The organism is uncultured Enterovirga sp. (assembly GCF_964242715.1).
Taxonomy (GTDB): Bacteria; Pseudomonadota; Alphaproteobacteria; order Rhizobiales; family Beijerinckiaceae; genus Enterovirga.
The window spans coordinates 37954-64800 of the sequence record NZ_CAXTAZ010000011.1; the positions used below are offsets into that span (position 1 = coordinate 37954).

Annotated in this window: 18 protein-coding genes; 8 read left to right on the forward strand and 10 right to left on the reverse strand. The window is 70.3% G+C overall.

The features are described 5' to 3' along the window. Positions 1 to 67: 67 nt before the first annotated feature. On the reverse strand, positions 68 to 1306 hold the full coding sequence (locus tag ACFE87_RS07950; RefSeq protein WP_375459091.1) for an aspartate kinase: 1239 nt from the start codon (positions 1304 to 1306) through the stop codon (positions 68 to 70). A 200-nt stretch (positions 1307 to 1506) separates the two neighbouring features. On the opposite strand from ACFE87_RS07950, the gene ubiG reads away from it, so the two are divergent. Beyond that, complete coding sequence (gene ubiG, locus ACFE87_RS07955; RefSeq protein WP_375459145.1) at positions 1507 to 2256, forward strand: bifunctional 2-polyprenyl-6-hydroxyphenol methylase/3-demethylubiquinol 3-O-methyltransferase UbiG; 750 nt, start codon at positions 1507 to 1509, stop codon at positions 2254 to 2256. A 34-nt stretch (positions 2257 to 2290) separates the two neighbouring features. After that, positions 2291 to 2713, forward strand: a complete 423-nt coding sequence (gene arfB / locus ACFE87_RS07960) for an alternative ribosome rescue aminoacyl-tRNA hydrolase ArfB (protein ID WP_375459092.1) — start codon at positions 2291 to 2293, stop codon at positions 2711 to 2713. Between the two features lie 104 nt (positions 2714 to 2817). Here the strand turns inward: arfB and ACFE87_RS07965 are convergent, their stop codons facing one another. Beyond that, the gene (locus ACFE87_RS07965) at positions 2818 to 3042 is read right to left on the reverse strand and encodes a hypothetical protein (protein WP_375459093.1); all 225 of its coding nucleotides are present in this window, start codon (positions 3040 to 3042) and stop codon (positions 2818 to 2820) included. Positions 3043 to 3237: 195 nt separating this feature from the next. After that, a complete protein-coding gene (locus tag ACFE87_RS07970) occupies positions 3238 to 5640 on the reverse strand; it encodes a transketolase (RefSeq protein WP_375459094.1) in 2403 nt (800 codons plus the stop codon). A 130-nt stretch (positions 5641 to 5770) separates the two neighbouring features. Here ACFE87_RS07970 and ACFE87_RS07975 point away from each other — a divergent pair, with 130 nt between their 5' ends. Beyond that, the gene (locus tag ACFE87_RS07975) at positions 5771 to 6751 is read left to right on the forward strand and encodes a tripartite tricarboxylate transporter substrate-binding protein (protein WP_375459095.1); all 981 of its coding nucleotides are present in this window, start codon (positions 5771 to 5773) and stop codon (positions 6749 to 6751) included. A gap of 109 nt (positions 6752 to 6860) precedes the next feature. Further along, complete coding sequence (locus ACFE87_RS07980) at positions 6861 to 7076, forward strand: hypothetical protein (protein WP_375459096.1); 216 nt, start codon at positions 6861 to 6863, stop codon at positions 7074 to 7076. A gap of 181 nt (positions 7077 to 7257) precedes the next feature. Here the strand turns inward: ACFE87_RS07980 and ACFE87_RS07985 are convergent, their stop codons facing one another. Then, positions 7258 to 8250, reverse strand: coding sequence for a DMT family transporter (locus ACFE87_RS07985; protein ID WP_375459097.1), 993 nt, complete (start codon positions 8248 to 8250; stop codon positions 7258 to 7260). A gap of 127 nt (positions 8251 to 8377) precedes the next feature. Here ACFE87_RS07985 and ACFE87_RS07990 point away from each other — a divergent pair, with 127 nt between their 5' ends. Together ACFE87_RS07990 and ACFE87_RS07995 are read left to right on the forward strand one after the other, a co-directional pair. After that, a complete protein-coding gene (locus ACFE87_RS07990; RefSeq protein ID WP_375459098.1) occupies positions 8378 to 9793 on the forward strand; it encodes a DUF882 domain-containing protein in 1416 nt (471 codons plus the stop codon). Positions 9794 to 9883: 90 nt separating this feature from the next. Next, the gene (locus ACFE87_RS07995) at positions 9884 to 14689 is read left to right on the forward strand and encodes an NAD-glutamate dehydrogenase (protein WP_375459099.1); all 4806 of its coding nucleotides are present in this window, start codon (positions 9884 to 9886) and stop codon (positions 14687 to 14689) included. Between the two features lie 33 nt (positions 14690 to 14722). Here the strand turns inward: ACFE87_RS07995 and ACFE87_RS08000 are convergent, their stop codons facing one another. Both ACFE87_RS08000 and ACFE87_RS08005 read right to left on the reverse strand, forming a co-directional pair. Then, entirely contained in the window at positions 14723 to 15781 is a 1059-nt protein-coding gene (locus tag ACFE87_RS08000) for an aldo/keto reductase (protein WP_375459146.1), read from the reverse strand. A gap of 335 nt (positions 15782 to 16116) precedes the next feature. Continuing rightward, positions 16117 to 16308: a hypothetical protein gene (locus ACFE87_RS08005; protein WP_375459100.1), complete on the reverse strand. Its 192-nt coding sequence runs from the start codon at positions 16306 to 16308 to the stop codon at positions 16117 to 16119. Between the two features lie 177 nt (positions 16309 to 16485). On the opposite strand from ACFE87_RS08005, the gene ACFE87_RS08010 reads away from it, so the two are divergent. After that, the gene (locus tag ACFE87_RS08010) at positions 16486 to 20763 is read left to right on the forward strand and encodes a TIR domain-containing protein (RefSeq protein WP_375459101.1); all 4278 of its coding nucleotides are present in this window, start codon (positions 16486 to 16488) and stop codon (positions 20761 to 20763) included. Between the two features lie 57 nt (positions 20764 to 20820). Then, entirely contained in the window at positions 20821 to 22653 is a 1833-nt protein-coding gene (locus ACFE87_RS08015; protein ID WP_375459102.1) for a hypothetical protein, read from the forward strand. Here ACFE87_RS08015 and amrB read toward each other — a convergent pair. Genes amrB through ACFE87_RS08035 form a run of 4 tightly spaced genes read right to left on the reverse strand, consistent with a single transcriptional unit; the run spans position 22604 to position 26809 of the window. Further along, a complete protein-coding gene (gene amrB / locus ACFE87_RS08020; protein ID WP_375459103.1) occupies positions 22604 to 24415 on the reverse strand; it encodes an AmmeMemoRadiSam system protein B in 1812 nt (603 codons plus the stop codon). The genes ACFE87_RS08015 and amrB overlap by 50 nt on opposite strands. Then, entirely contained in the window at positions 24412 to 25131 is a 720-nt protein-coding gene (locus ACFE87_RS08025; RefSeq protein WP_375459104.1) for an ABC transporter ATP-binding protein, read from the reverse strand. Before ACFE87_RS08025 ends, amrB begins: the two co-directional genes overlap by 4 nt. Then, the gene (locus tag ACFE87_RS08030) at positions 25128 to 25889 is read right to left on the reverse strand and encodes an ABC transporter ATP-binding protein (protein ID WP_375459105.1); all 762 of its coding nucleotides are present in this window, start codon (positions 25887 to 25889) and stop codon (positions 25128 to 25130) included. The genes ACFE87_RS08025 and ACFE87_RS08030 overlap by 4 nt, the downstream gene beginning before the upstream one ends. Beyond that, positions 25886 to 26809, reverse strand: a complete 924-nt coding sequence (locus ACFE87_RS08035; protein WP_375459147.1) for a branched-chain amino acid ABC transporter permease — start codon at positions 26807 to 26809, stop codon at positions 25886 to 25888. The genes ACFE87_RS08030 and ACFE87_RS08035 overlap by 4 nt, the downstream gene beginning before the upstream one ends. Positions 26810 to 26847 lie beyond the last annotated feature (38 nt).

The following is a 26847-nucleotide window of genomic DNA, read 5'->3' on the forward strand; positions in this document are numbered from 1 at the left end:
TCTTCCTGTGAGCGGGATGTGGCGGCTTGTCCTGTGCCGCCGCGAGTCCCCCGACTCCTGGCCCGTTTCAGGCCTTATCGAGGCCGTATAGCGAGTGGAGCGTCCGGACCGCAAGCTCGGTATAGGCGGCGTCGATCAGCACCGAGAACTTGATCTCGGAGGTCGTGATCGCCCGGATGTTGATGCCCTTTTCGGCGAGCGCCTTGAAGGCCCGGGAGGCGACGCCTGCATGCGAGCGCATGCCGACGCCGATCGCCGACACCTTCACGACGTCTGTCGCACCCTGGATCACGGCCGCTCCGATCGCCTCCTTGTTCGCCTCGAGGAGCGCGCGCGAGCGGTCGTAATCGGCGGTCGGGACGGTGAAGGTGATGTCGGTCGTGGCCGCGTCGTCGGACACGACCTGGATGATCATGTCCACATTCACATTCGCGTCCGCGAGCGGACCGAAGATCGCGGCCGCGACGCCCGGCTTGTCGGCCACGCGCCGCAGCGTGATCTGGGCTTCGTCGCGCGAAAAGGCGATGCCGGTGACGACGGGGTGTTCCACGATATCCTCCTCGTCGCAGATCAGGGTGCCGGGATTGGGGTGGTCGGGATCGTCGAAGGACGAGCGCACATAGGTCGGGACCCGGTGCACCATGGCGAGCTCGACCGAGCGGACCTGGAGCACCTTGGCCCCGAGGGATGCCATCTCCAGCATCTCCTCGAAGGCGACGCGGTCCAGGCGCTGCGCGCGCGGCACGATGCGGGGATCGGTCGTGTAGACGCCGTCCACGTCCGTATAGATGTCGCAGCGCTCCGCCTTGAGCGCGGCCGCGAGCGCGACCGCGCTCGTATCCGATCCGCCGCGCCCGAGCGTCGCGAGCCGGCCGGTCTCGGCATGGACGCCCTGGAAGCCCGACACGACGGCGATCTCCCGCGCGGCCTCGAACCGGTCGAGGATGCCGGCGCCGTCAATCGAGACGATGCGGGCCGAGCCATGCTGGTCGGAGGTCTGGATCGGGATCTGCCAGCCCTGCCAGGACCGCGCCGGAAGGCCGGCCTGCTGCAGGACGATCGCCAGCAGCCCCGACGTCACCTGCTCGCCCGACGCCACGACCGCGTCGTATTCGGCCGGATCAGCGAGCGCGCCGGCCTCCTTGACCCAGCCGACGAGCTCGTTCGTCTTCCCGGCCATGGCCGAGACGACGACAGCGACGTCGTAGCCGGCCCGCACCTCGCGGGCGACGTGGCGGGCGACGTTGCGGAGACGCTCGACCGTCGCGACCGAGGTGCCGCCGAACTTCATCACGAGGCGGGGCATCGGCTGCTGACGGGCTTTCGAAGGTTGCCGACGCGGGCGGGTGTCGATCGGCCGGCCGGTATCAAGTAAGGTCGCGGGATGTCAACGCAGCGCGAGCCACAACTCCGGAGAGCGGCCTCCCCCTCGCCCTGCCCTCACCCCGACGGGGAGAGGGTTCTCGGTCGAGTCTCCCCGGCACATCCCGATGGTGGTGGCGCATGATGACGGGAGCAGCGCGAACGTCCTCGGTCGACCCGGCCGAAATCGCCAAGTTCGACCGCATCGCGCGGGATTGGTGGGACCCGAACGGCCCGATGCGGCCGCTGCACCGGATCAATCCGGTGCGGCTCCGTTGGCTGCGCGAGGAGGCCTGCCGGCATTTTTCGCGCGACGCGAGGGTTGCCTTCCCGTTCGAGGGCCTCGACGTGCTCGATGTCGGCTGCGGGGCCGGATTGCTGTCCGAACCGCTGGCGCGGCTCGGCGGCGCCGTCGTGGCCCTCGATCCCGCCCGGGCCAATATCGAGGCGGCGCGCCGGCATGCCGAGGCCGGCGGGCTCGCGATCGACTACCGGGCGGAGACGGTCGAGGCCGTGGCCGGACGGGGCGAGCGCTACGATCTCGTCGTCGCCATGGAGGTGGTGGAACACGTGGCCGATGTGGACGCCTTCGTCGGCGCCTGCGCGGCGGCGTTGCGTCCGGATGGCCTTCTCCTCATGGCCACGATCAATCGGACGCTGCGATCCTTCGCGCTCGCCATCGTCGGCGCGGAATACGTGCTGCGCTGGCTTCCGCGCGGCACCCACGATTGGGAGAGATTCGTCACCCCGGACGAGCTCCGCCGCGCCACGCTCCGGGCCGGCCTTGCGGGTTTTGGCACCCGCGGCATGATGTTCAACCCGCTCGCCGACGAGTGGCGCCTCGTCTCCGACACGGCCGTGAACTATCTCGCGGCGGCCACGAAGGCGGGGTGATGCCTTCCATCCACGGCCTGCGCGGAAATCGGGGATGATTGCCGTCACCCCTCGCATCCAGCTCCACGACGACGAAATCGGCGAGACCTTCGTGCGGGCCTCGGGGCCCGGAGGTCAGAACGTCAACAAGGTCTCGACCGCCGTCGAGCTGCGATTCGACGCGGCCGGCTCGCCGAACCTGCCCGACGGCGTGAAGCTGCGGCTGCGCGGGCTCGCCGGACGTCGCATGACGCAGGACGGCGTCATCGTCATCGACGCCCAGCGCTTCCGCACCCGCGAGCGCAACCGCGCCGACGCGCTCGAGCGGCTGGTCGAGCTGATCCGGGCCGCGACGATCGTGCCGAAGGTCCGTCGCCCGACCCGGCCGACGCTCGGCTCGAAGGAACGTCGGCTCGTCGGCAAGGAGAAGAGGGGGCGGGTAAAAGCGCTGCGGTCAGGCCGACCGGGGGACGATTAGCGCGTTCGTGCTGAAACGGGCGATCCCGTCCTGGTCCACGAACGGCGTGGACGAGAAGCTCGGTCGCCATCGACCGAGTCCTCGTCTTGGCTTCTTCAGTCGAATCAGCAGCGGTCGTAGGTCGTCACCTGGCCGCGCATCCGCCTGTCGCGAAGCATGAGGCGGTTCGGACCTGCCATCCGGATGGTACCCGAAGTCGTGTAACGTCCCGTGTCGTCGCTGCACTGCGCGACATAGGTGTAGGTCGCCCCGTCCTGGCGCGAGAGGCTGGTGAAGCGGCAAATGCCATTCGCAGCAAGCTCGTTCATCTGCGTCGCGCTCAATCTCATGCCGTACTCGCAGAGGTTGTCGCCCTCGCGCCAGCTGCCCTCGAACGGTAGGTCTGGCCTACCGCCGGACCGGACATCGCGAGCAGAACGAGCAGCAGGAGATCACGACGCACGGCCTTTCCTTCCCATGAACGGCCAAGATTAACGGCGACGAATGCGGCGCGAAAGAGTGTCTTACAGACGTGGCCGGTCGCCTCAGCCGACGCGGCGGAGATGCCGGATCGGCCGGCCGGGCGCGATCGCCTCGGCGGCCCTCGCGATGCCCTCGGCGTCGATGCCGTAATGGCGGAACAGGTCGTCGATCGTCCCGGTCTGCCCGAAGCGCTCGACGCCGAGCGCCCGGACCCGGTGACCGGCCACCGAGCCGAGCCAGGACAGGGTCGCCGGATGGCCGTCGAGCACCGTGACGAGCCCGCAATTCCGCGGCACCTCGGCGAGAAGCCGCTCCACATGCGAGCGGGCGCCGACAAAGCCGCGCTCGCGGGCGCGGGTCGCGGCGTTCCAGCCCGCATGGAGGCGGTCCGCGGAGGTGACGGCGAGGAGCCCGACGTCGCGGCGGTCCTCGCTCATCAGGCCCACGGCAGCGATCGCCTCCGGGGCCGGCGTGCCCTGGTAGGCCACGACGACCTCGGCATTGGGGCCGGGTTTCCGCATCCAATAGGCGCCGGCGATGATGCCAACGGCGAGGTCGCCATTCATCTCGCGCTGCGGCTGGGCGAGGCTCCGGGTCGAGAGCCGGAGATAGACGGAGCCGCCTGCCGCATCCGGATCGTCCAGCGGCCCGGCATCGGGTCCGGCCTCGCGCTGCATGTGCTGGAAGGCCCACCGCATTGCGACCGAGAGTTCGTCGACGAAGGCCGGCTCGAACGAGGCGAGCCCGTCTTGCGCCATCCCGATCAGCGGCGTCCCGATAGACTGGTGCGCCCCGCCCTCCGGCGCCAGCGCCACGCCGGACGGGGTCGCGACGAGCAGGAAGCGGGCATCCTGGTAGCAGGCGTAGTTCAGGGCATCGAGGCCGCGCGAGATGAACGGGTCGTAGAGCGTCCCGACCGGCAGCAGGCGCGCGCCGAAGAGCGAACGCGACAGGCCAAGCGCTGACAGCATCAGGAACAGGTTCATCTCGGCGATGCCGAGTTCCATGTGCTGGCCCTTCGGCCCGAAATCCCAGGAGAAGGTCGACGGAATGCGCTCGGACCGGAACAGGTCCTTCATCTCGGCCCGGGCGAAAAGTCCGCGCCGGTTCACGAAGGGTCCTAGATTGGTCGAGACGGTGACGTCGGGCGAGGTCGTGACGATGCGGTCGGCGAAGTCCGAATCGGCCCGGGCGAGATCGTTCAGGATCAGCCCGAAACCCTGCTGGGTGGAGATCGAGGGCTGGGTCGGGACCGGAAAGGTCTCTGGCACCGGGATGACCGGCGCGGCGAACCGGCGCGGCCCTTCGCGGAAGAACGGCACCTCGGCCAGGAACCGCTCGTAATCGGCCGGGTCGCCCGGCAGGCCCTCGAACCGGTCCCATTCGTGGCCGGGCCGGACCTTCATGCCGGCCTGGAAACCCTCGAGCTGGGTCGGGGTGAGGAGGCCCGCATGGTTGTCCTTGTGCCCGGCGAGGGGCAGCCCGAAACCCTTGATCGTGTAGGCGATGAAGACGACCGGCCGGTCGTGGTCGATGCGCTCGAAGGCCTGGATCAGGTTCGGCAGGTCGTGGCCGCCGAGATTCGACATCAGCGCCTGGAGTTCGTCGTCGCTCCTGCGCTCGATCAGGGCCGTGACAGCGCCCTGGTCGCCGAGATCGTCCATGAGGCGACGCCGCCAAGCCGCGCCGCCCTGGAAGGTGAGGGCGGAATAGAGCTGGTTCGGGCAGGTATCGATCCAGGTCCGGAGCCGCTCGCCGCCCGGCTCGGCGAAGGCGGCGTCCTGGAGCGAGCCGTATTTCAGCACGACGACGTCCCAACCGAAGGCGGCGAAGATCGCCTCGAACCGGTCGAACAGCCCCTCGCGCACCACGGCGTCGAGGCTCTGGCGGTTGTAGTCGATGATCCACCAGGTGTTGCGGAGGCCCTGTTTCCAGCCCTCCAGCAGCGCCTCGAAGATGTTGCCCTCGTCCATCTCGGCATCGCCGACCAGCGCGATCATGCGGCCCTCGGGCCGGTCGCCGGCCCAGCCGTGGGAATGGACGTAATCCTGGACGAGGCTCGCGAAGAGCGTCTGGGCGACGCCGAGCCCGACCGAGCCGGTCGAGAAATCGACGTCGTCGGTGTCCTTGGTGCGGGACGGATAGGATTGCGCGCCCCCATAGGCCCGGAAGGCTTCCAGCTTCTCCCGGGTCTGGCGGCCGAAGAGGTATTGGATCGCGTGGAAGACCGGGCTCGCATGCGGCTTCACGGCGACCCGGTCCTGCGGCCGCAGCACCGCCAGGTAGAGCGCCGTCAGGATGGTGGAGAGCGAGGCCGAGGAGGCCTGGTGGCCGCCGACCTTGAGCCCGTCGCTCGAGGACCGGACGTGGTTCGCGTGATGGATCGTCCAGGTCGAGAGCCAGAGGATCTTGCGCCCGAGTTCGCGCAGGATCGGGAAACGCGGATCGGCTTCGTTCTTGGACATGGCACTGCCTCGTTGCCGTCATCGATAGCACCAGGCGCCCGGCCATGGCAGTCCAAAAGGGGGGTTGTCGCCCGCCCGGTCTGCACGACATGAAGCTTGGAGAACACGCGAACCGGGAGACCCAAGGACCATGACCCAGACACGGCGCCTGTTCATGGCGGCTGCGGCCCTCGCGGCTTTCGCCCTCCCGGCATCGGCCCAGACCTATCCGGTCCGGCCGATCACGCTGATCGTACCTTTCGCGGCGGGAGGCCCGAGCGACGCCATCGCCCGTCTCGTCGGCCACTCGATGTCGGCGACCCTCGGCCAGCAGGTGGTGATCGAGAACGTCACCGGTGCTGGCGGCACCGTCGGCGCGGCCCGGACCGCGAAGGCCGATCCCGACGGCTACACGCTCCTGATCGCCCATGTCGCGCTGCCGGCCTCGGCCTCGCTCTACAAGTCCCTGCCATATGATACGGCGACCGCCTTCGAGCCGCTCGGTCTCGTCAATTTCGGCCCGATGGCCCTCGCCACGCGCAAGGATTACCCGGCCGCCGATGCCAAGGCGCTCCTCGCCAAGCTCAAGGAAGACGGCCCGAAGACCACGATGGCGCATGCCGGGATCGGGTCGAACGCGCATCTCTGCGGGCTCCTGCTGCAGCAGGCGGTCGGCGCCAAGATCACCGAAGTCGCCTATCGGGGCACCGGCCCTGCCATGAACGACCTCATGGGCGGGCAGGTCGACCTCCTCTGCGACCAGAGCACCAATGCCGTGCCCCAGATCGAGGCCAGGACGGTGAAGGGCTACGCGGTGACCTCCGCAAAGCGCCTCGACGTGCTGAAGGGCCTGCCGACCCTGCAGGAGGTCGGGCTGCCGGGCTTCGAATTCGTCATCTGGCACGCGATGTATGCGCCGAAGGACACGCCGGCCCCGGTCGTCGCGGCACTGAACAAGGCGCTCCGGATCGCGCTCGCGGACGTCACCATCCGGTCGCGCTTCGCGGCGGTCGGGACCGACGTCTATCCCGAGGCCGAGCTCACGCCCGAGGCGCACCGCGCGCGCTTCCTCAAGGAGATCGCGACCTGGCGCGACGTGGTGGCCAAGAGCGGCGTGTCGGTCGGGAACTGATCCGACCCGCTCGGGATGGCGGGCGACCTTGCCGCCCTATGGGCCTCTCCCGAATTGACATTCGCCGCACCGGACTCACTTTCTGGGGTGAGCTTCAGCAGGTCTCGCGATGCTCCCCCTCGTTCGCCTGATCCACAAGACGCTGCTCGATGGGCGTTACCACGTCTTCACCTCGCCTGACGTGCAAGGCCTCCATGTGGCCATGGAGACCCTGGCAGCCGCCAAGCGCGAGGCCATCTCAGTCCTCGACAAGATGGCCGAACTCGAAGGCGTGCCAAAGCCGGACTTCACCTTCGTCGACGAGATCGGACGCCAGGCCGCCTGAGTGATGGACTGCGTCCGGTTCTCGGAGGTGCGTGAGGCTCTGGCGGATCTCGGATTCCTGAGGTCGCGCGGAACGACGCCTTCGATGCTGCCGCGCTGACCCCGCCCTCGTGGTCGGTCTTCTGGTGCGATTGAAGCCGGTCCTAACACCTTGCCGAGGCAACGACGCCCTCGTGGCAGCCCTAATCCACTCGGCCCCGCGCCCGCTCCCAGATCAGGAGGTAGAGGCCGGAGGCGATGACGATCGCGGCGCCGGCGAAGGTCCATCCGTCCGGCACGTCGCCGAAGACCAAATAGCCGAGCGCCACCATCCAGATGAGCTGGGTGTAGATGAAGGGCGACAGCACCGGCGCCGGCGCCCGTGCATGAGCCAGCGTCAAGAAACCATGGCCCACCGCCCCGAAGAGCCCGGTTGCGGCAAGCGCGAGCCAGACGAGGAGGGTCGGCGGCGTCGTCCAGAAAAATGGCAGGACGGGTGTCAGCAGGAGCACGCCGGCGAGGCCCGAATAGGTGATGGTCGTGGCCGAGGGGTCGTGGGCGGCGAGCATCCGGGTCACGAGCGCATAGCACGCGTAGAGGATCGTGCTGCCGAGAACGAGCCAAGCGGCCGAATTCATCGAGCCCGCCCCGGGCCGCGTCACGACGAGCACGCCGAGGAAGCCGACCCCGATCGCGGCGAGCCGGCGCGGGCCAGCCCATTCACCGAGCAGGGGGCCAGCCAGCAGCGCGACGATGATCGGCATCGCGAATTGGATCGAGATCGACTGCGCGAGCTGGAGGTGCGGCAAGGCGAAGAAGTTCAGGATCGTGCAGAGGAAGAGGAGGATGGATCGCAGAACCTGCAGGAAGAACCGGTTCGAATGCAGGAGCCTCGGCCGCGTCCAGGGATTCAGCACGAGCGAGACCATCGCGACGCTGGCCGCGTAGCGGAACCAGGTGGTGACGATCGGGTCCACATGTTGCGAGGCCCATTTTGACGACGCGTCCAGGCCCGCGAAGCAGAATACGGCCCCGCACATCAACAGGATCGCGGCGCGCCGCCGCCGGGCCATGGACGTGGCCGTCTCGCCCGGATTTCCTTCGTCCTCGTTCAGCGTCCCGTGTCCTTGCGCGTTCCGGCCGAAGGCGTGCTCCGAACGGAAGCCGATCTCGACGAAGCGCTTCCGTTCTGGCATGAAATCGGCCAACAGGCGGCACAAGCCGCGAAACGCTTCTTGACGCGTGGGCTCACCGCTTCGGTAACCCTGCGTTAACCATCGACGGGCGACGTCGCAGGCGGTGCGGCGAGGGGGCAGGTCTGGCGTGACGACAGGGCGTTCGCGTGGCCGTCTCACAACCGCTGGTCGGAGATGGTGCGTCCTTCTCGGCCTGTCGGCCGCTGCGCTGGTCCTCGTCTCGGCGATCGATACGACCCAGGACGCCGTCGCGAATGGCGACACGCGGACGATCGAGATCATCCACGAACATACCAAGGAAAGCGCGTCGGTCACCTTCCGGCGCAACGGACAATACGATGCGGGTGGGCTGAAGCAGCTGAATTGGCTCCTGCGCGACTGGCGCCTCGACGAGCCGACCCAGATGGATCCCCGGCTCTTCGACATCGTCTGGCAGGTCTATCGCGAAGTGGGTGCGCGCGAGCCGATCCGCGTCGTCTCGGCCTACCGGTCGCCCCAGACGAATGCGTCCCTGCGCCGCCGATCGCGCGCCGTCGCCGAGCATAGCCAACACATGCTGGGCAAGGCGATGGATTTCTACCTGCCCGACGCATCCATGGCGCGGGTGCGCGAGATCGGCATGCGGCTCCAGAATGGCGGGGTCGGGTTCTATGCGAATGCCTACAACCCCTTCGTCCACCTCGATGCGGGCTCGGTCCGGTCCTGGCCGCGGATGCCGCGCCCGCAGCTCGCCCGCCTGTTCCCGGATGGCCGCACGGTCCATATCCCGAAGGACGGCAAACCGATGGCCGGCTACGAGGAGGCCAAGGCCACGATCCTGGCCCGGGGCGGCGCCGTGGCGGGCTACGCCTCCTATGCCGATGCGGGCGAGGAGAGCTCCGGGCCGCGCAAGAGCCTGTGGGCGACCCTGTTCGGCGGCGGCGACGACGAGGACAGCGATTTCTACCGCGGCCAGCCGTCCGGCGGACGCCAGGCAGCCGCCGCCGCCCCGGTAGCCGCCGGCGACGATGCCGGCGGCTGGAGCTTCTTCGGAAGCCGACAGCCGGCCGAGGCCCCGCGCGCCGGCGGCCGCATGCCGGTCGCCGCCGCGAGCGGGGAGGGCGCGGCCGCGCCGGAGACCGCCCCCAGGGCGCCGGCTCCGGTGCCGCCGCGACGGCCGAGCGACCTCGTTGCGCTAGCCGCCTCCGGCGCGGTCGCCCCGGCCAGGCCCGACATCGGGATGCTCGCCGGCATCTCGCCGCCAGCTGCGCCGGGACAGCGCGGCGAGATGAGGCCCGGCCCACGGCCGGGCGCGATCCCGGCCCCTGGCGACGACCGGGCCGCGCTGCGCAGCCTGTTCGAGGCTGCCGCGACCCCGACCACGCCCGGGCGACGCGCGGAGGTGCCGACCAGCCGCAGCCGCGTGCAGCCGCTCACGACCGGCGCGGTGCTGAACGAGCCGGACCCAAAGGTTCGCACCTCCTTCTCGTCCGTCAGGCTCGATGGCCCGCCCGCCGACGCCTTCCGCGGGCCCGCCGTCGCGCCGCTTCGCACGTTCCGCTGACGACCGATCGCGTCGGGGCTCGAAAGCCGTCGTGGGCATGTTATGCGTGGGACGTAGCAGCGCCCGACACGCGGCCGACCGGGGTTCACGATGGATGGTGATGCGACGAGCCTGGCCGAGCCGGGATCTATCGAAACCGCGCCCGAGCGCCCGGCCGGCGACCTTCGCAGCTTCCTCTTCGCCCGGGTCCCGGCCGAGGATCTGAAGCCCTACCCGGACGAGGTCCTCGACGCCGTCGCCGGGACCGCCGGAGAGCTCTTGGCGCGGCCGCGCCAGGACGGCGCGCCCGCGATGGCGCTCGCCGACGTCGCCGTCGAGCAGGCCGGCCGCTCCCGCGAGCTCACGCTCCTCGACGTCGTCAACGACGACATGCCCTTCCTGCTCGATTCGACCCTGGCCGAACTGGACTCACGCGGCCTCGAACCGGTTCTCGTCGCCCACCCGATCCTGGCGGTCGAGCGCGGCGAGGATGGCGGGCTCCTGCGTCTCCACGGCGAGGCGACGACGGGCGCTCCCTCGGGCGGCCGGCGCGAAAGCCTGATCCACATCCATCTCGACCGGATCGACGACCCGGAGGCCCGGGCCGGCCTCGTCGAGGCGCTCGGCCGGACCTATGCCGATGTCGCGGCGGTCGCCCGCGACGCGGAGGCGATGCGGGTTCAACTCGCGGGTCTCGCCGAGGATTACCGCAACAATCCGCCGCCGCTCCCGGAAGACGAGCGCGAGGAGACCTGCGCCTTCCTGGACTGGCTGAACGAGCGCCACTTCACCCTGGTCGGCATGCGGGCCTCCCGCATCCCGGAGGGCGTGGGCACGCCGGAACCGTTGGATGGATCCGGCCTCGGGCTCCTCGCCGATCCCGAGATCCAGGTCCTGCGGCGCGGCGGGCAGTCTGTCTCGATCACGCCCGAGATCCGGGCCTTCATGGAGCGTCCGGAGGCGCTCATCATCACCAAGGCCAGCGTGCGGTCGCGGGTGCTGAAACGAGCCTATCTCGACTATGTCGGCGCGAAGCTGTTCTCGCCCTCCGGCCGGCTCTGGGGAGAACTCGCCATCGTCGGGCTGTTCACCGGCTCGGCCTATGCGAGCCCGGCACCCGAGACGCCCTATCTGCGCCGCAAGGTCGCCCGGGTCCTCGCCCGCGCCGGGTTCGATCCGGCGAGCTTCGCCGGCCGCATGCTGGTCGAGACGCTGGAGGATATTCCGCGCGACGAGCTGTTCCAGATCGACGAGGACACGCTCTACGGCTTCGCCCTCGAGCTTCTCCGACTGCGCGAGCATCCCCGGGTCCGCGCGCTGGCCCGGGTCGACCGTCACGACCGCTACGTCTCCGTGATCGTCTATCTTCGCAAGGACCGCGACGACAGCGCGACCCGCGACCGGATCGGCAAGTATCTGGCGGAGGCCTACCAGGGCCGCGTCTCGGCGGTGTATCCGGCCTATCCGGAGGGCGTGCTCGCCCGCACCCATTTCATCATCGGACGCGACGGCGGCGCGACGCCCGAGGTCAGCCGCGAGACGCTGGAGGCCGAGATCGCGGCGATCGCCCGGACCTGGGCCGACCGGCTCGGCGATGCCCTCGCCGGGACCGTCGGCGGCCCCCGGGCCCGCGCGCTGGCGACCCGCTATGCCGGCGCCTTCGGGGCCGCCTATCGCGAGGCCTTCGACACTCCGGTCGCCCTCGCCGATATCGAGCGGCTCGAGCATCTGAGCGAGGCGCGGCCGCGCGCGGTTGATATCTACCGCCGCGAGGGCGAGCCCGCGAGCCGGGTCGACCTGAAGCTGTTTTCGCGGGGCGCGCCGTTGCCGCTCTCCGAACGCGTGCCGCTGCTCGAGCGGCTCGGCTTCCGGGTCGTGAACGAGCGGACCTACCGGATCGCCGGCGAGGGCGAGAACCGAGCCTGGCTGCACGACATGGCGCTCCAACGCGCGACCGGCCAGGATCTCGACATCGCCGCAGTCGAAGGTCGTCTCGAAGCGGCGCTCCTGGCTGTGTTCCGCGGCATCGCCGAATCGGACCGTTTCAACCAGCTCGTCGTCGAGGCCGGGCTCGGTTGGCGCGAGGCGGCCCTGTTCCGCGCCTACGGCCGCTACCTCCGGCAGATCGTGATCCCCTACAGCCAGGATTACCTCGCCGATGTCCTCGCCCGGCACGGCGAGATCGTGGCCGCGATCGTGGCCCTCTTCACGGCCCGGTTCGACCCGAAGGAGGCCGATGAGGCCCGGGCCGGCCGCGAAAGCGAGGCACGGGAGCGGATCGCCGCCCTGCTCGCGGCCGTGACGAGCCTCGACGACGATCGCATCCTGCGCCGCTTCCTGAATCTCGTCGATGCGACGCTCCGGACGAACTTCTTCCAGCTCGGCCCGGACGGGCTGCCGCCGACCATCATCGCCTTCAAGTTCGAGGCCTCGGCCGTCGACGCGATGCCGCGGCCAAAGCCGCTTTATGAGATCTTCATGAACTCGCCGCGGGTCGAGGCCTTGCATCTCCGCTTCGGCAAGGTCGCGCGCGGGGGCCTGCGCTGGACCGACCGGCCGGAGGACTTCCGCACCGAGGTGCTGGGCCTCGTGAAGGCGCAGCAGGTCAAGAACGCCGTGATCGTGCCGGTCGGCGCCAAGGGCGGGTTCTTCCCGAAGCTCCTGCCGCCGGCCTCGGACCGGGCCGCCTGGCTCGCCGAGGGGACGGAGGCCTACCGGCTCTTCGTCCGCACCCTCCTCGACCTCACCGACAATCTCGACGGCGCAACCGTGGTCCACCCCGCCGATACGGTGCGGCGCGACGGCGACGACCCCTATCTCGTGGTCGCCGCCGACAAGGGTACGGCCACCTTCTCCGACATCGCGAACGCGATCTCGCTCGAGCGCGGCCACTGGCTCGGCGACGCCTTCGCGTCCGGGGGCTCGAACGGCTACGACCACAAGCAGATGGCGATCACGGCCCGGGGCGCCTGGGAGGCCGTGAAGCGGCACTTCCGCGAGATCGACGTCGACATCCAGAAGGAGCCGGTCACGGTCGTGGGCGTGGGCGACATGTCGGGCGACGTGTTCGGCAACGGCATGCTGCTCTCGCAGAGCGTGAAGCTCGTGGCCGCCTTCGACCACCGCGACATCTTCATCGACCCGGACCCGGACGCGGATCTCGCCTTCCTGGAACGCGAGCGTCTCTTCGCCCTCCCGCGCTCGAGCTGGCAGGATTACGACAAGGGCCTGATCTCGGCCGGCGGCGGCGTGTTTCCGCGCTCCGCGAAGTCGATCCCGCTCTCGCCCGAGGCCCAGAAGGCCCTGGGCCTCGGGCAGAGCGAGATCGCTCCGTCCGAGCTGATGAGCGCGATCCTGCGCGCACCGGTCGGCCTCCTCTTCTTCGGCGGCATCGGCACCTATGTGCGGGCCTCAGACGAGACCGATGCGGCCGCCGGCGACCGCGCCAACGACCCGATCCGGATCGCCGGCCGCGAGATCCGGGCCCAGGTCGTGGGTGAGGGCGCCAATCTCGGCATGACCCAGCGCGGCCGCGTCGAGGCGGCCCGGGCGGGGATCCGGCTGAACACCGACGCGATCGACAATTCGGCCGGGGTGAACACCTCGGACATCGAGGTGAATATCAAGATCGCGCTCTCCGTCCCGGAGCGCGACGGCCGTCTCGCTCCGGACGACCGGAACGCGCTCTTGCGGGAGATGACGGACGAGGTCGCGAGCCTCGTCTTGCGCAACAACTATCTGCAGACGCTGGCGCTTTCCCTGTCGCAGCGGCGCGGGACGGCTGATCTCGGCTTCATGTCCCGCCTGATGCAGGTGCTGGAAGGGGAGGGCCGGCTCGACCGCCCGATCGAATTCCTGCCGGACGAGGCCGCGCTCGCGGCCCGGCGCCAGGCCGGCGAGGGACTGACAAGGCCGGAGCTCTCGGTGCTCCTCGCCTATGCCAAGCTCGCCTTGCACGACGAACTTCTCGCCTCATCCGTGCCGGATGACCCGTATCTGTCGCGCGAGCTCGACCGCTACTTTCCGGCCGCGCTTCGGGACCGCTTCCCGGATTCGGTTTCGGATCATCGGCTGCGCCGGGAGATCATCTCCACGCAACTCGCGAACGCCATCGTGAACCGGGGCGGCCCCGCGATCGTCACCCGCCTCGTCGACGACACGGGCGCCGACGCCACCACCATCGCGGCCGCCTATGCGGCGACGCGCGATTCTTTCGGCCTCACCGACCTCTATTGGGGAATCGACGCGCTCGACGGCAAGGTCCCGGGCGAGCAGCAGCTCGCGCTCTATGCCGCGGTCCAGGAGCTGATGCTGTCCCGCATCGTCTGGTTCATCCGCAACGTCGATTTCAAGACGCGCTCGCTCGACGACGTCGTCGGGCAATATGGGGCCGGCATCGCCGAGGTCTCGGCGGCGCTGGACTCCGCCCTTTCAGCGGCACGACGCGAGGCCTGGACGGCCCGGTCCGAATCCGTCGCCAGCGGCGGCGTGCCGGCCGGCCTTGCCCGCCGCCTCGCCGCACTCCCGGACCTCGCGGCCGCGCCGGACATCGTGCTGGTCGCTCGTCGTACCGGCCGAGCGATCACCGACGTCGCCGCGACGCATTTCGCGGTCGGCGCCCTGTTCCGACTGGGCGAGCTCGCCGAGGCTGCCTCCACGATCCCGGTCCTCGACCATTACGACCGCCTCGCCCGCGACCGCGCCATCGATTCCGTGGCCGAAGCTCACCGCCGCCTGACCTCGGAGGTGGTGACGGGTGATGCGACCGGCCCCGACGCCCTTTCGGCCTGGCAAGCTATCCGCGGCGGCGAAGCCGACCGTATCCGGGGCGCCGTGGAAGCCATCGCGGCCTCCGGGCTTACCGTATCGAAGATGACGGTCGCGGCGAGCCTCGTGGGGGATCTGGCCAAGGCTTGAGGCGAGCCTCGACGCACGCACGACGGCCAATTCTCATCCCGCCCGCCGCCCCCCCTGCTTCGGCCTGAGCCCCGCCTGCCGCTCGATCATCCAGCCCGGATACTCCTTCGGCAATGCGCTCGCGGCATCGAGGCGGGCGAGGTCGTCGTCTGTCAGCACGACGTCGACCGCCCCGAGATTGTCGGCAAGCTGGTCCGGCCGTTTCGCGCCGACGATGACGCTCGTGACGACGGGCTGGTGCAGCAGCCAGGCGAGCGCGACCTGGGCCACGCTGCAGCCCTTCTCGCCAGCGATCTCGCGGAGCACCACGACGGCGGCGCGGGCGCGAGGCCGCTCGACGGGCGGGAAGTCGAAGCTGGCGCGCCGGCCGGTGCCTTGCGTCGTGTCGTCGGCCTCGTCGAGATCGTATTTGCCGGACAGGAGGCCGCCGGCGAGCGGGCTCCAGACCATCAGGCCGACCTTTTCGGACAGGAGCATCGGCACGATCTCGCGCTCGAGGTCGCGGCCGGCCAGGGTGTAGTAGCTCTGCAATATGCGGGGCGGGGCGAGGTTCTTCCGCTCCGCGATGCCGAGCGCCTTCGCGACCTGCCAGGCGGCCCAGTTCGAGACCCCGACATAGCGGACGTGGCCGTGCCGAACGAGCACGTCCAGCGCCTCCAGCATCTCTTCGACCGGGGTCGCGGCGTCGAAACCGTGCAGCTGGTAGAGGTCGACATGGTCGAGCCGGAGCCGCCGCAGGCTGTTCTTGCAGGCCTGGAGGATGTGGGCCCGGGAGGCGCCGACCCGGTTCGGGCCGGGAGCGGAGCCGACCCGCCCGAACCCTTTCGTGGCCACCACGACATCCTCGCGCGCGATGCCGAGATTCTTGATGGCCTGCCCGGTAATCTCCTCCGAGCGACCCTCGGAATAGACGTCCGCCGTGTCCAGGAAGTTGATGCCGCCGTCGAGCGCGACCTTGATCAGCGCGTCGGCCTCGCTTTGGCCGAGGTCGCCGATCTTGCTCCAGACCTCGCCGGTGCCACCGAAGGTCATGGTGCCGAGGCACAGCTCGGACACCAGAAGGCCGGTCTGGCCAAGATTGTTGTACCGCATGGAAGAACTTTCGTAGGGCGCGGACATGGCTGCGACGTCGGGCGAAAGCCGGAAGGCAGCTTCGGTTCCGACGGGTGATACTGGCCTTGCGGGGCGGGCGTCATTCGAGGGCTGCATCGTCTCCGGACGCCGCCGAGGCCGATGCGTTCAGGATCGTTGCCCGGCCAGCCACCTCGTCGGAAGATATCGGACAGGTCGGAGAGAAAGCCATGCGAACCGGGGCTGTCGTGACGATTGGGCTTAGCCTTCTCTCGGCTGCTCCCGCCGCGGCCCAGCAACCCTACGAGGGTTAACTCCGCTGCGCCGGCCCGTGATCCTGCAGCACGAGCGATCGGTTACGTCGCCGCCTTCGGGCAGGTGACGACCGCGCCGGCCTGGCTGCCGATCAGCTGCCGGTCGGCTTCGTCCAGGTGATGCTCGCGCACGAAGAGCGGCCACGACGGGGCTGACGTCTCGCCGGCACCCGTCCAGGCGATCGTCTCGGCATATTCCGCCATCATCTCGTCGATCTCTGCTGGGCCGATCACGCGGTGTCCTGTCATGTTGCACTGCAGCAAAGCCGCGCCGACCGCTCCGTTCCACGCCCGGTCAGCATGCCGCAGCCCCGGATGGGAGCAGCCGACCCGCAAGCTTGACCGTATCGCGGGTGCGTTCTACCCAAAAGAGGTTCCGCTCCCGGCACCGGAGAGAGGCTCCAGGCGCCCATGTCGCGTCTCTTCATCAGCCATTCCAGCCAGAACAACGCCGAAGCGGCGGCTTTGCTCAAATGGCTGAGGGAGCAGGGCTGGGACGACGTCTTCCTCGACATCACGCCCGATCGGGGCATCGCGGCCGGCGAGAAATGGGAACGGTCGCTGAACGAGGCGGCCTCGCGCTGCGAAGCGGTGCTGTTCCTCGTCTCGCGACCCTGGATCGCCTCGCGCTGGTGCCGCAAGGAATATGATCTTGCCCGCCGGCTGAACAAGCGGCTCTTCGGCGCTCTGGTCGAGGTCATCCCGGTCGCGGAGCTGCCCTCCGAGGTGACCGAGACCTTCCAGATGGTCGACCTCGCCTCCGGCCAGGATCACCGCATGATCCGGACGGAGCTCCCTCGGACGCATGAGGAGATCCATGTCACCTTCTCGAACGAGGGCCTGGCCCGCCTGAAAGACGGCCTTGCCCGGGCCGGGCTCGATCCGCGCTTCTTCGCCTGGCCGCCGGACGCCGATCCGGGCCGGTCGCCCTATCGCGGTCTGAAGGCGCTGGAAGCCGAGGATGCCGGCATCTTCTTCGGCCGCGATGCGCCGATCGTCGAGGGCCTCGACATGCTGCGGGGCCTTGCGGAGGCCGCCGCGCCGCGCCTCTTCGTGATCATCGGGGCGTCTGGGGCCGGGAAGTCGTCCTTCCTCCGGGCGGGCCTCCTGCCGCGGCTCGCGCGCGACGACCGCACCTTCCTGGCCCTGCCGGTGATCCGGCCCGAGGGCGGGGCCGTGACCGGCGAGAGCGGCCTCCTGCCGGCGCTCGAAGCGGCGCTCGCGGCCCGCGGCATCCCGCAATCCCGCGCCGCGATCCGGACCGCCCTCGCCGGCGGGGCCGCGACGCTGAAGCCTTTGCTCGCCCGGCTCGCGGGCCGGGCCCAAACCGTGATGCCCGATGCCGAGGGCGCGGCGAAGCCGCCGATGGTCACGATCTCGATCGACCAGGCCGAGGAGCTGTTCCGGCAGGATTGCGAGGGCGAGGAGTTGCTGGCGTTCGTGCGCGACCTCGTCACCGCCGACGACCCGGCCGTGATCGTGCTGTTCACGATCCGGTCGGATTCCTACGACCATCTCGAGACCGCGAAGCCGCTGGAAGGCCTGCGCCAGCGTACCCTACCGCTCCTGCCGATGCCGCGCGGCGCCTACCAGACCGTGATCGAGGGCCCGGCGGCCCGCCTCGCGGGGACCAACCGGCCGCTCGCGATCGAGGCGCGGCTGACCCAGCGGCTGCTCGAGGATATCGAGCGGGGGGGCGGCTCGGACGCGCTGCCGCTCCTCGCCTTCACGCTCGGCCAGCTCTATCTCGATTTCGGCGGCGGCGGCGCGCTCCGGCTAGAGGATTACGAGGAATTCGGCGGCATCCGGGGCGCGATCGAGGCCGCGGTCCGGCGAGCCATGGTGGCAGCCGACCACGATGCCCGCCTGCCGCGCGATCCCGCCTCCCGCCTCCTCCTGCTCCGGCGCGGGCTGATTCCGTGGCTCGCCAATGTCGACCCGGAGACCGCGAGCCCGCGACGGCGACGGGTGCCGCTCTCTGACATCCCGAGGGAGGCCGAACCGCTCATCCGTCTCCTGGTCGAGCAGCGGCTCCTCTCGATCGACCGGTCGGTCCTGCGGGACACCGCGGGGGAGCGGGTCGAGACCACGATCGAGCCGGCGCACGAAGCGCTGCTGCGGCAATGGGGCTTGCTGCGGGGCTGGCTCGAGGAGGATTTCTCCGCCCTCACCATCCTGGAGGCCGTGAAGCGCGCCGCCCGTGACTGGGTTGCGAATGCGCGAGGCCAGGACTGGCTGAACCATACCGGCACCCGCCTTGCCGAGGCCGAGACGATCGCGGCCCGCCAGGACCTCGCCGGCGACCTCGGCGAGACGGCGCGAGACTACCTCGCGGGCTGCCGCACGCGCGACGACGCTGAGGAAGAGGCCCGCCTGCAGCGGATCGAGAACGAGCGCCGGCTGGCCGAAAGCCAGCTTCGGCTCGCCGAGGCTGACCGGCTGGCCGCGGAGGAAAAGGCTGCGGCAGCGCAGGCCCGGGCCGCGGCCTCGCGCCGTTTTGCCCGGCTCACGATCGCGGCCACGGTCGCGGTCGCGATCGGCCTCGCCGCCGCCGGCGGTTTCGCGGCGCTGAACCAGATGCAGAAGCAGCGCACCGCCGACGCGCTCGCCTCGGCCGAGGCTGGGCGCTGGGTGGCGAAATCCCAGGCCGAGCTCCGCGACGACGATCCGGTCGAGGCGATGCGCAGCGCGCTCCGGGCCTACCGGCAGCTGCCGCGGGAGGATACGCGCTCGGCGCTCCTCGCCGCCCTCCTGGATATCCCGAACCTCGCCGGCACGGTGAAGCTCCCCGATGGTCCCGCCCAGGCCCTCGCCTGGCTCGACGGCGGCACGCTCGGCTTCGCCTCGCAGGGCGGGGTCCTGCGCCGGATCCCGGTGCCGGGCCAGCCTGGCGACCGCACATTCGACGCGGCCGCCTGGCCCTCGCCGCCGGTCGAAGACCTGAAGGCGGGCCATGCCTTCGTGCGAGCCATCCGGCGGGTCGCGCCGGACAGGGTCGTGGCCGCGCTCTCGGACGGCTCGGTCCTGGCCATCGGGCGGTCGGACCCGAAGGCGGTCGAGCTCGTCCGCCCGGGCCCGAACACGGTTGTCGACGCGGCTGCGATCGGCCGGACCGGCGCCCTCGTCGCATCCGCCGCCAACGGCGAGGGCCTGAGCCTCGCGACCTGCGACGGGCAAAGCTGCACGACACGCCGCCTGAGCGAAGGTCCAGCCCTGTCGGTCGCCATCGACGAGAGCGAGACCAAGGTCGCGATGGGCGACGAGGGCGGCAACGTCTTCGTCTTCGAGCCGTCGGGTGCGCCGCATGGCCGGACGGTCGCGCTCGGCTCGCCCGTGACCTCGATCGGCTTCGGCGAGGGCGGCGCCTGGCTTGCCGCCGGCACGGCGTCGGGCGAGGCCGTGATCGTCGACCCGGTTCAGGGGAGCGTGGTCTTGCGGGCGGGCATGTCGACGCGACCGGTCGGCAGCGTGGCCGCTTCGCCGGTCGGGACGAAGGCGGCGTTCAGCTGCGGCGAGACGACGGCCTGCCTCTGGTGGCTGCGCCGGTCCGAGGCGTCGGGCGTCGCGTCGGCGGGATCGACGCGCCTGCCGGGCCAGCGCGGCGTCGTGGTCGCGACGGCCTGGTCGCCCGCGGGCGACCGGCTCGCGACGGCCTTCTCCGACGGCATCGTGCGGGTCTGGCGATCCGACGCGACGGGACAGGTCGGCGCGGCTTTCCGTCCCGAGCGGATGGTGAACCTGCTTCGCGTCCAGGCGAGCCCGGACGGCAGCCTGGTCGCGGCCGGCGGCGGCGACGGCGCCGTCAGGATCTGGGACCGGCGCACCCATGCCCTGCGACGGGTGCTGCACAGGCCGGGCGGCGAGTTCGAGACGCGCTCGGTCGCCTGGGCGCCCGACGGCCGCATCGCGGCGGTCCATGACGACGGGGCCGTCGCGATCTGGCCGGCAAGCGGCGGCGACGGCGAGCCTGTCGTGAAACGCTGGGACGCGAATGCCAACCCGGGCCTGGCCTGGACCGGTGGCGGGCGCATGCTCGCCGTCGCGCTGGGAGATGGCCGCATCGCGCTGCACGACCCCGCGACCGGACAGGACGCGTTCCTGCCGGCGATCGGTCCCGGCACGGATCCCTGGGGCCTCCTCGCGAGCCCCGACGGCGCCTCGCTCGTCGCGACCTACGTCCGGGGCGAGATCCGCCGCTGGCAGCCCGCCGCGAAAACCCACACCGTTCTACGCTCCGCGGCCGACAGGCCGGCTGGCGAGCGCGGCGGTCCCGAAAGCCTGTCGGAGAGCCCGGACGGCCGCCGGCTCGCGGTCACGGCGGACGACGAGGACGTCCGGGTGCTCGACCGCAGCGCCGGCACTTGGACGACGCTCCGGACGGAATCGCCGCAGACGAAGGCGGTCGCCTTCAGTCCCGACGGCGCTCGGCTCGCGGCGCTCGGCGTCGATGGGCGGCTCTATCTCTGGACGGTCGCGGCGACCGGGTTCGAGCGACACCTGTCGTTGCAGCCCTCCGCCGGTCCGACGCAGCTCGGTTCGCGGCGGCCGGCGAACGGGCTCAGCTGGGCCGGTCCGGACACGCTGGTCGTCGCGACATCGGGCGGGACGCTGCAGGCGATCGGGTTTGACGAGGCGGCCTGGGTGCGGCGGGCGGAGACGCTCGATCTCGCCGTCGCGCCGGGTCCGTGATGGACCTTCCGGCCGGCCGTTTCGGGCGATAGGATTTCGAGGCGGAGGGAGCGAGCGATGGCGGACCGGCATCTCGGATCAGCGGCAACCCTTCTGGCCGGCGTCTTCTTCGCCCTAGCGCTGTGCGGCTCGGCCGGGGCGGAGGAGGACGACGCCTCCCCGACGGCCCGCGTAGTCGTCGCCCTTCCGGCCGAAGCGGGAGCGTGGCGCAGCCGCAGCCAGCCGGTCTACGATCCGAAGGCCCAGGCGCTCGTCCGCAAGCTCTACACGGTTTGGGACCCCACGCCGTCGCGGGGGCTCGACTTCACCTGGCTGCCGGATCGTCCGGCGGATGGCGAGGCGGAACGCATCACCGGCCAGGGGCGGCTCGTCTGGCGGGCCGCCGGGAAGCCCTCCTACGATCCGGCCTCCTTCGTGGCCGAGTATCGCGGCCGCATGCAGGCCGGTCGTCCGGACGGCGTCGGGAGCTATCGCGATCGGCAGGGCCTGTCCTACGAGGGTGGCTGGGTCGGCGGGCGCCCGGCCGGCACCGGCGCGATGAAGCTCGGCAACGGCGCCGAATATGCCGGTCGGTTCGAGCATGGTGGCGCGGAAGGCCTGGGCCGGTTCTACGACGTCGACGGCGAGATCTTCGAGGGCCTGTTCCGGCGCGGGCTGCGGGAGGGACGGGGCCGCACGATCCTGCCGGGCGGCGGCGCCTACCAGTCGCGATGGGTGGCCGGCGAGGAGGTCGCGAATTCCCGCAAGCTCCGGGTCGCGCAGCTCGGCCCCGGAGTCGCTGCGAATGACGACATCCGGCTCGGCATCACGGTCGATCGCGTCGATGATCCCGACCTCCTGCAATACACGACCAGCAATGCCGAGAGCGGACTCCTGATCCGGCCGAGCAAGGGGCGGCTGATGGATGCCTGGAAGGGCAATGGCGAGATCCAGTTGACCGAGCGCGAGGAGGGGATCACCGGGCGCGGCAGCTACGGCATCTTCGCCTTCGCGGCCGGCGACATGCCGCCTCTGTCGCTCGTCTTCGAGGTGCAGAACCGGGCGGCTGCCCCGGTCCGGGTGCGCGGGGCCTATCTCGACGTGGATGCGAGCAATACCGATCTTCAGCCCGCGATCCAGATGAGCGGCGGCTCCTCGGGCGAATGCAGCGCGCGGGCCCGTTCCGATTTCTCCCCGCGCTACGAACTCGAGAATTTCGGCTGGGGTGCGGCGGAAGGCGCCAAGCTCCGCTTCAACTTCGTGGCGCCACGCTCGAACGCCGCCTCGCCGTCTGCGATCACGAAAGAGGTCGGCAATGTCACGACCGTCAGCAAGGTCGATTTTGAGGCCGAGCTCCGGGCCGCCGGGGTCAAGACCGATATCCTGAAGCAGCGGGCCCAGAGCGGCGGCATCGCCTGCAAGTCCAAGGGCAATCCCGGCGCCTGCCTCGCCGAGATCGTGGCGACCGGCTATTTCGGCACCCTCGGGCGTCTCGTTCGGCTCGATGAGCGGGACATCGTCCTCCACGCGGGCGGCACGCTCGATTACGGGTGGCGGACGCAAGGTGGCGAGCAGAAGACCCGGTCATCTCCCTTCAACGCGCGGCTCCTGCTGGCCCGCACCCCGGTCGAGGCGGAATGCGGCGAGGGGGCCGAGAAGGAGGCCGTCGGCAAGAAGCCGCTCGAGTTCCGGCTCGACCAGACGCGCTACCGGCTGCCGGTCGCCTTCGAGCGCACCGTCCGGGCAGGCGGCAGCGCGCGCTACACCGTCACCTTGCAGGCCCCGAAATCCTCCGAACACAAATTCAAGGTCGTGCTGCAGACGGCCGATGGCCGGCAGATCGCCTCGCGGCCGATCGCGCTCACCTATTTCCGGCCGAACCGCCTGACGGACCAGTATCTGAACCAGTGACGTCACCCGCCTCGCGCCCACGCAGCAGCGCGTTGCCGAGCTCGAACAGGTTCGGCAGCGGGATCAGCCGCACCGCGAAGGTGCCCTGGCGGAAGCGGCGCAGCTCGAGAAGGGCGCCTGTGCCCCGGGGCGAGGTCTGGTCGAAGAGGAAGTTTCCGAGGGACGGAAGCAGCGCGTATTCGCCGCCCTGCGGCGCCTCGATCCGGGCGGCGGCACGGTGGCTATGCGCGCCGATGATCGCGCCGACCCCGCAGCGATGCAGATTGCGGGCGGCCTCGTATTCGGCCGGGCCGATATCGGTCGCGTATTCGACGCCCCAATGCACGAAGGCGACGAGGGGCGGGCGCGCGGCCGCTCGGCAGAGCGTGTCGAGATCGCCCTCCCGCACCACCGGGAAGCCGGAGCGGTCGTTCCGGCCGACGAAGTTGAGCGGGATGATCCGGACAGGCCCGAGATCGGCGACCCGTCCGTGCGGCATCGGCATGATCCCGGTTCGCTCCAAATGGGCGATCGTCTCGCGGTAGCCGTCACGACCGAGATCGAAGCTGTGATTGTTGGCGAGGCCGGCGGCCTTGACGTTCATGGCCTTCAGGATGGGCAAAGCGAGCCCGGCATGGATCGCGTGGAGATGGTCGCCGATGCCTTCCGGCGGTTCGGTCAGCAGCACGCCTTCGAGGTTGAGGACGAGCGGCGCCCCGCCGGTCAGGGTCCTGACCCGCGCCGCGATCGCGTCGGCGATGGCGGGCGTGGCGAGCGCCTTGGTTAGCCAGCGCCCCGGAAAGGCGTCGCCACCGAAGACGAGGACCTCCTGGTCCGGATAGGCGTAAGGGAAGGCCTCGGTCTCGGTCGCATAGACCGAGACGAGGTAGCTCGTCGTGCGCGAGGCATGCGGCACGTATTCGACCGAGTTCCGGCTCGCGATCACGGTCCCTCGGGACCCGCGCGACGCCTGTAAGCTCATCTGGACATACTGCGCGCCCCGCGAATCCATGTGGTCCGACGAGACGAGTCGCTCGATCGCGGCCGGATCCTCGGCCGCGATCACGTTCAAGGTCTCCTGGTCGCGGGCGAGGCTCGCGACCACCGGGAGGTAGTGGGAATAGTCGGTCGATTGCACGACGAGCGTGCCCGGTCCGGCAAGCTTCTCCAGGAGCGCCGTCGCCCGGTCCCACTCGGCCCGGCCCGCCCGGAGCGAGATCGCGATCGGGACGATCTTCGCGTCGGGAAAGAAGTGCTTCGCGAAGGGCAGCAGGGCCGCGATGCCGTGCTCGCGGTCGAAGAGATCCGAAACCTCGAACAGCTCGCTATCCGCGACGAGCGTTCCAACCGCATCGCGATCGGTCGCGAGCCTCCCGAACACGGTGTCGAAGTCGTGCGCGCTCGTCGCAAGGGGCTTGCGGCTTCGGTTGAAATGGTCTGGCGACAGGATGACGATCCGGTCGTAGCGGTTGCCCTGGGCGGCCCAGAAGCCCCGCGCGATCAGGTCCGCCGCAAGCAGGTGGTGCGGGACGGTGATGCCGGTGACGGTCGGCGGCCGCGCCGGCGCAGGTTGCCGCTCCGCCGCGATCGCGGCCAGGAAGGGCTGCGGGTCGGTGTACAGGGAGGGGAAGGAGGCGGTTTCGGCCGGCTGGGCCTGTCTGTCAGCCGAGTCGTGTCCGGGAGCTCCTTCTCCCGCGAGAGGAGAAGGAGCCGCGCAGAGGCCGAAGCTGGTCGTCGTGAGGGCGAGGACCAGCCCGAACCGGAGCGCCGCCCAGCGCCTCAATGAAAGGCCCCGACGCCGAGATGGCGCTCGATCGAGGCCTGGTCGCTCCGGAGTAACGGACTCGGGCCGGACCAGACGATGCGGCCCCGGTCCATGACCACCGTGTCCTGGGCGAAGTCGAGGGCGCGCTCGATCTGCTGCTCGACGAGGACGATCGTCATGTCGCCGCTCTCGGTCAGCCGGTGAAGCGCCGCCATGAGTTCGTCGCAGATGACCGGCGCCAGGCCCTCGAGCGGTTCGTCGAGGAGGAGGACGCGCGGCCGGCCGAGCACGGTCCGGGCGGTCGACAGCATCTGCTGCTCGCCGCCGGAGAGGAGCGAGGCGGTCTGCCGGCGCCGTTCTCCTAGCCGCGGGAACATCGCATAGGCCTCGACCAGCGCCGAGCGGGGCCGTTCCTTCAGGCCGGCGACGAGGTTTTCCTCCACGGTGAGCGAGCGGAAGACGTCGCGGGTCTGCGGCACGTAGCCGAGACCCCGCCGGGCGCGCTCGGGCGTGGACAGCGCCGCGACATCCTGCCCGTCGAGGAGGATTTGACCCTCATGCCGGCGGGCGAGGCCCATCAGGGCGGCGAGCAGCGTCGTCTTGCCGACACCGTTCCGGCCCAGCACGGCGAGGCGCCCGCCCGCCGCCACGGCGAAGCTCGCCTCCTCGACAATCTGCGTCGCGCCGTAGCCGGCGGTGAGCCCTGTCACCTCGAGCGAGGCGGCGCCGCTCATGCGTGAGCCGTTCCGGCGTAATTGCCGAGATAGGCTTCGCGCACCCGGGGATCGGCGACGACCGCGGCAGGGGAGCCGTCGAAGATCGCCGCCCCGGAGGCCAGGACCACGACCCGTCGGGCGAAGCGGAGCACCAGGTCCATGTCGTGCTCGATCATCAGGACGGCGATGTCGGAGGGCAGGCGGTCGATCGCCTCGACGATGCGGGGCGCTTCCGCGCGCGACACCCCGGCGGCCGGCTCGTCGAGGAGCAGCACCTTCGGCCGCAGCGCGACTGCGATCGCGATCTCGACCAGCCGCTGCTGCCCGTAGGCGATTTCCCGGACGAGCGCTTCGGCGACAAAGCCGAGGCCGAGTTGACCCAGGATCGCGTGGGCTTCGTCCTCCAGCACCGGATCGGCATGGGCGTTCCGCAGGAGTCGACCGGTTCGGCCATGGCGCTGCAGCAGAGCCAGAAGCACGTTCTCGACGACGCTCATGTCCTGGAACAGGCGGCTGATCTGGAAGGTGCGGACGAGCCCCCGCCGGACCCGGGCCTCGACGCCCTGGTCGGTCACATCCTCGTCGCCGAGCCGGATGCGGCCGCCATCGGGGCGGAGCTGGCCGCTGACGAGGTTCACGAAGGTGGTCTTGCCGGCCCCGTTCGGGCCGATCAGCGCGACGCGGTCGCCGGGCGACAGGGTGAGCGAGATATCCTGGCTGACCCGCAATCCGCCGAAGGATTTCCGCAGGGCTTCCACGGTGAGGAGCGCGCTCACCGCCGCCTCCACAGGCCCGGGACGGAGGCCACGATCTTCTGCAATCCGCCTGGCAGGAACAGCATCACGGCGATGAGGAGAAGGCCCATGATGGTGAGCCAGTGGAAGGGGTTCGCGGCCGAGACGATATGTTCGAAGACCTGGAAGACGACGGTGCCGATGATGGCGCCCGACAGCGACCCCGACCCGCCGAAGACGAGCATCACGAGCGCCGTCGCGGACCGCTCGAAACTGACGCTGTCGAGCCCGACGACGCCCGTCGTGATCGCGGACAGCGCGCCGCCCAAGCCGGCGACGAGCCCCGAGATGCCGTACATGGTGACGAGCGCCGGCTTGATGCGGGCTCCGAGCGCCCGGACGCGGATCTCGTCCTCGCGGATGCCGCGGCAGAGGAGCCCGAAGGGCGAGCGCACGAGAAGCCGCAGGAGCCCGAAGACGACGATCAGGAGCGCGATGCCGAGAACGTATCCGGTCTGGCCGTAGAGATCGAACTCGAAGGTTCCGAACAAGGGTTTCGGCGTGATTCCGGACAGCCCGTCGCTGCCGCCCGTGACGGTCGATGCCTTGTTCGCGAGCGCGCCCGCGAGCTGGACCACCGCGATCGACAGGACGAGTTGCGGCAGGCCGGAGGCCCGCAGGATGACGAGGCCGGACACGAGGCCCGAGACGCCGCCGGCCGCCATCCCGATCAGGAGCAGCGTCAACGGCTCCGTAATCCCAGCATGCACGGCCACGACCCCGGCCCCGTAGGCACCCGCCCCGAACAGCGCGGCGTGGCCGAGCGTCGCCACCCCGCAATAGCCGACGACGAGGTCGAGGGAGAGGACGAGAAGCGCCATCGCGCAGATCCGGCTCAGCAGGCCGAGATCGTAGGGGAAGAGAAAGAAGCCGACCGCCCCGGCGGCCGCGATCGCGGCCATGCCGAGGAGCGTGACCAGGCGGTCCCGACGGACGATGC

Coding starts and splice junctions, on each gene's coding strand:
- ACFE87_RS07950 (WP_375459091.1), bottom strand. CDS start 1,306: ATGCCCCGCCTCGTGATGAAGTTCGGCGGCACCTCGGTCGCGACGGTC.
- arfB (WP_375459092.1), top strand. CDS start 2,291: ATGATTGCCGTCACCCCTCGCATCCAGCTCCACGACGACGAAATCGGC.
- ACFE87_RS07965 (WP_375459093.1), bottom strand. CDS start 3,042: ATGAGATTGAGCGCGACGCAGATGAACGAGCTTGCTGCGAATGGCATT.
- ACFE87_RS07975 (WP_375459095.1), top strand. CDS start 5,771: ATGACCCAGACACGGCGCCTGTTCATGGCGGCTGCGGCCCTCGCGGCT.
- ACFE87_RS07980 (WP_375459096.1), top strand. CDS start 6,861: ATGCTCCCCCTCGTTCGCCTGATCCACAAGACGCTGCTCGATGGGCGT.
- ACFE87_RS08025 (WP_375459104.1), bottom strand. CDS start 25,131: ATGAGCGGCGCCGCCTCGCTCGAGGTGACAGGGCTCACCGCCGGCTAC.
- ACFE87_RS08000 (WP_375459146.1), bottom strand. CDS start 15,781: ATGCGGTACAACAATCTTGGCCAGACCGGCCTTCTGGTGTCCGAGCTG.
- ACFE87_RS07995 (WP_375459099.1), top strand. CDS start 9,884: ATGGATGGTGATGCGACGAGCCTGGCCGAGCCGGGATCTATCGAAACC.
- ACFE87_RS08015 (WP_375459102.1), top strand. CDS start 20,821: ATGGCGGACCGGCATCTCGGATCAGCGGCAACCCTTCTGGCCGGCGTC.
- ACFE87_RS07970 (WP_375459094.1), bottom strand. CDS start 5,640: ATGTCCAAGAACGAAGCCGATCCGCGTTTCCCGATCCTGCGCGAACTC.
- ubiG (WP_375459145.1), top strand. CDS start 1,507: ATGACGGGAGCAGCGCGAACGTCCTCGGTCGACCCGGCCGAAATCGCC.
- ACFE87_RS07985 (WP_375459097.1), bottom strand. CDS start 8,250: ATGCCAGAACGGAAGCGCTTCGTCGAGATCGGCTTCCGTTCGGAGCAC.
- ACFE87_RS08035 (WP_375459147.1), bottom strand. CDS start 26,809: ATGGCCGCGATCGCGGCCGCCGGGGCGGTCGGCTTCTTTCTCTTCCCC.
- ACFE87_RS08010 (WP_375459101.1), top strand. CDS start 16,486: ATGTCGCGTCTCTTCATCAGCCATTCCAGCCAGAACAACGCCGAAGCG.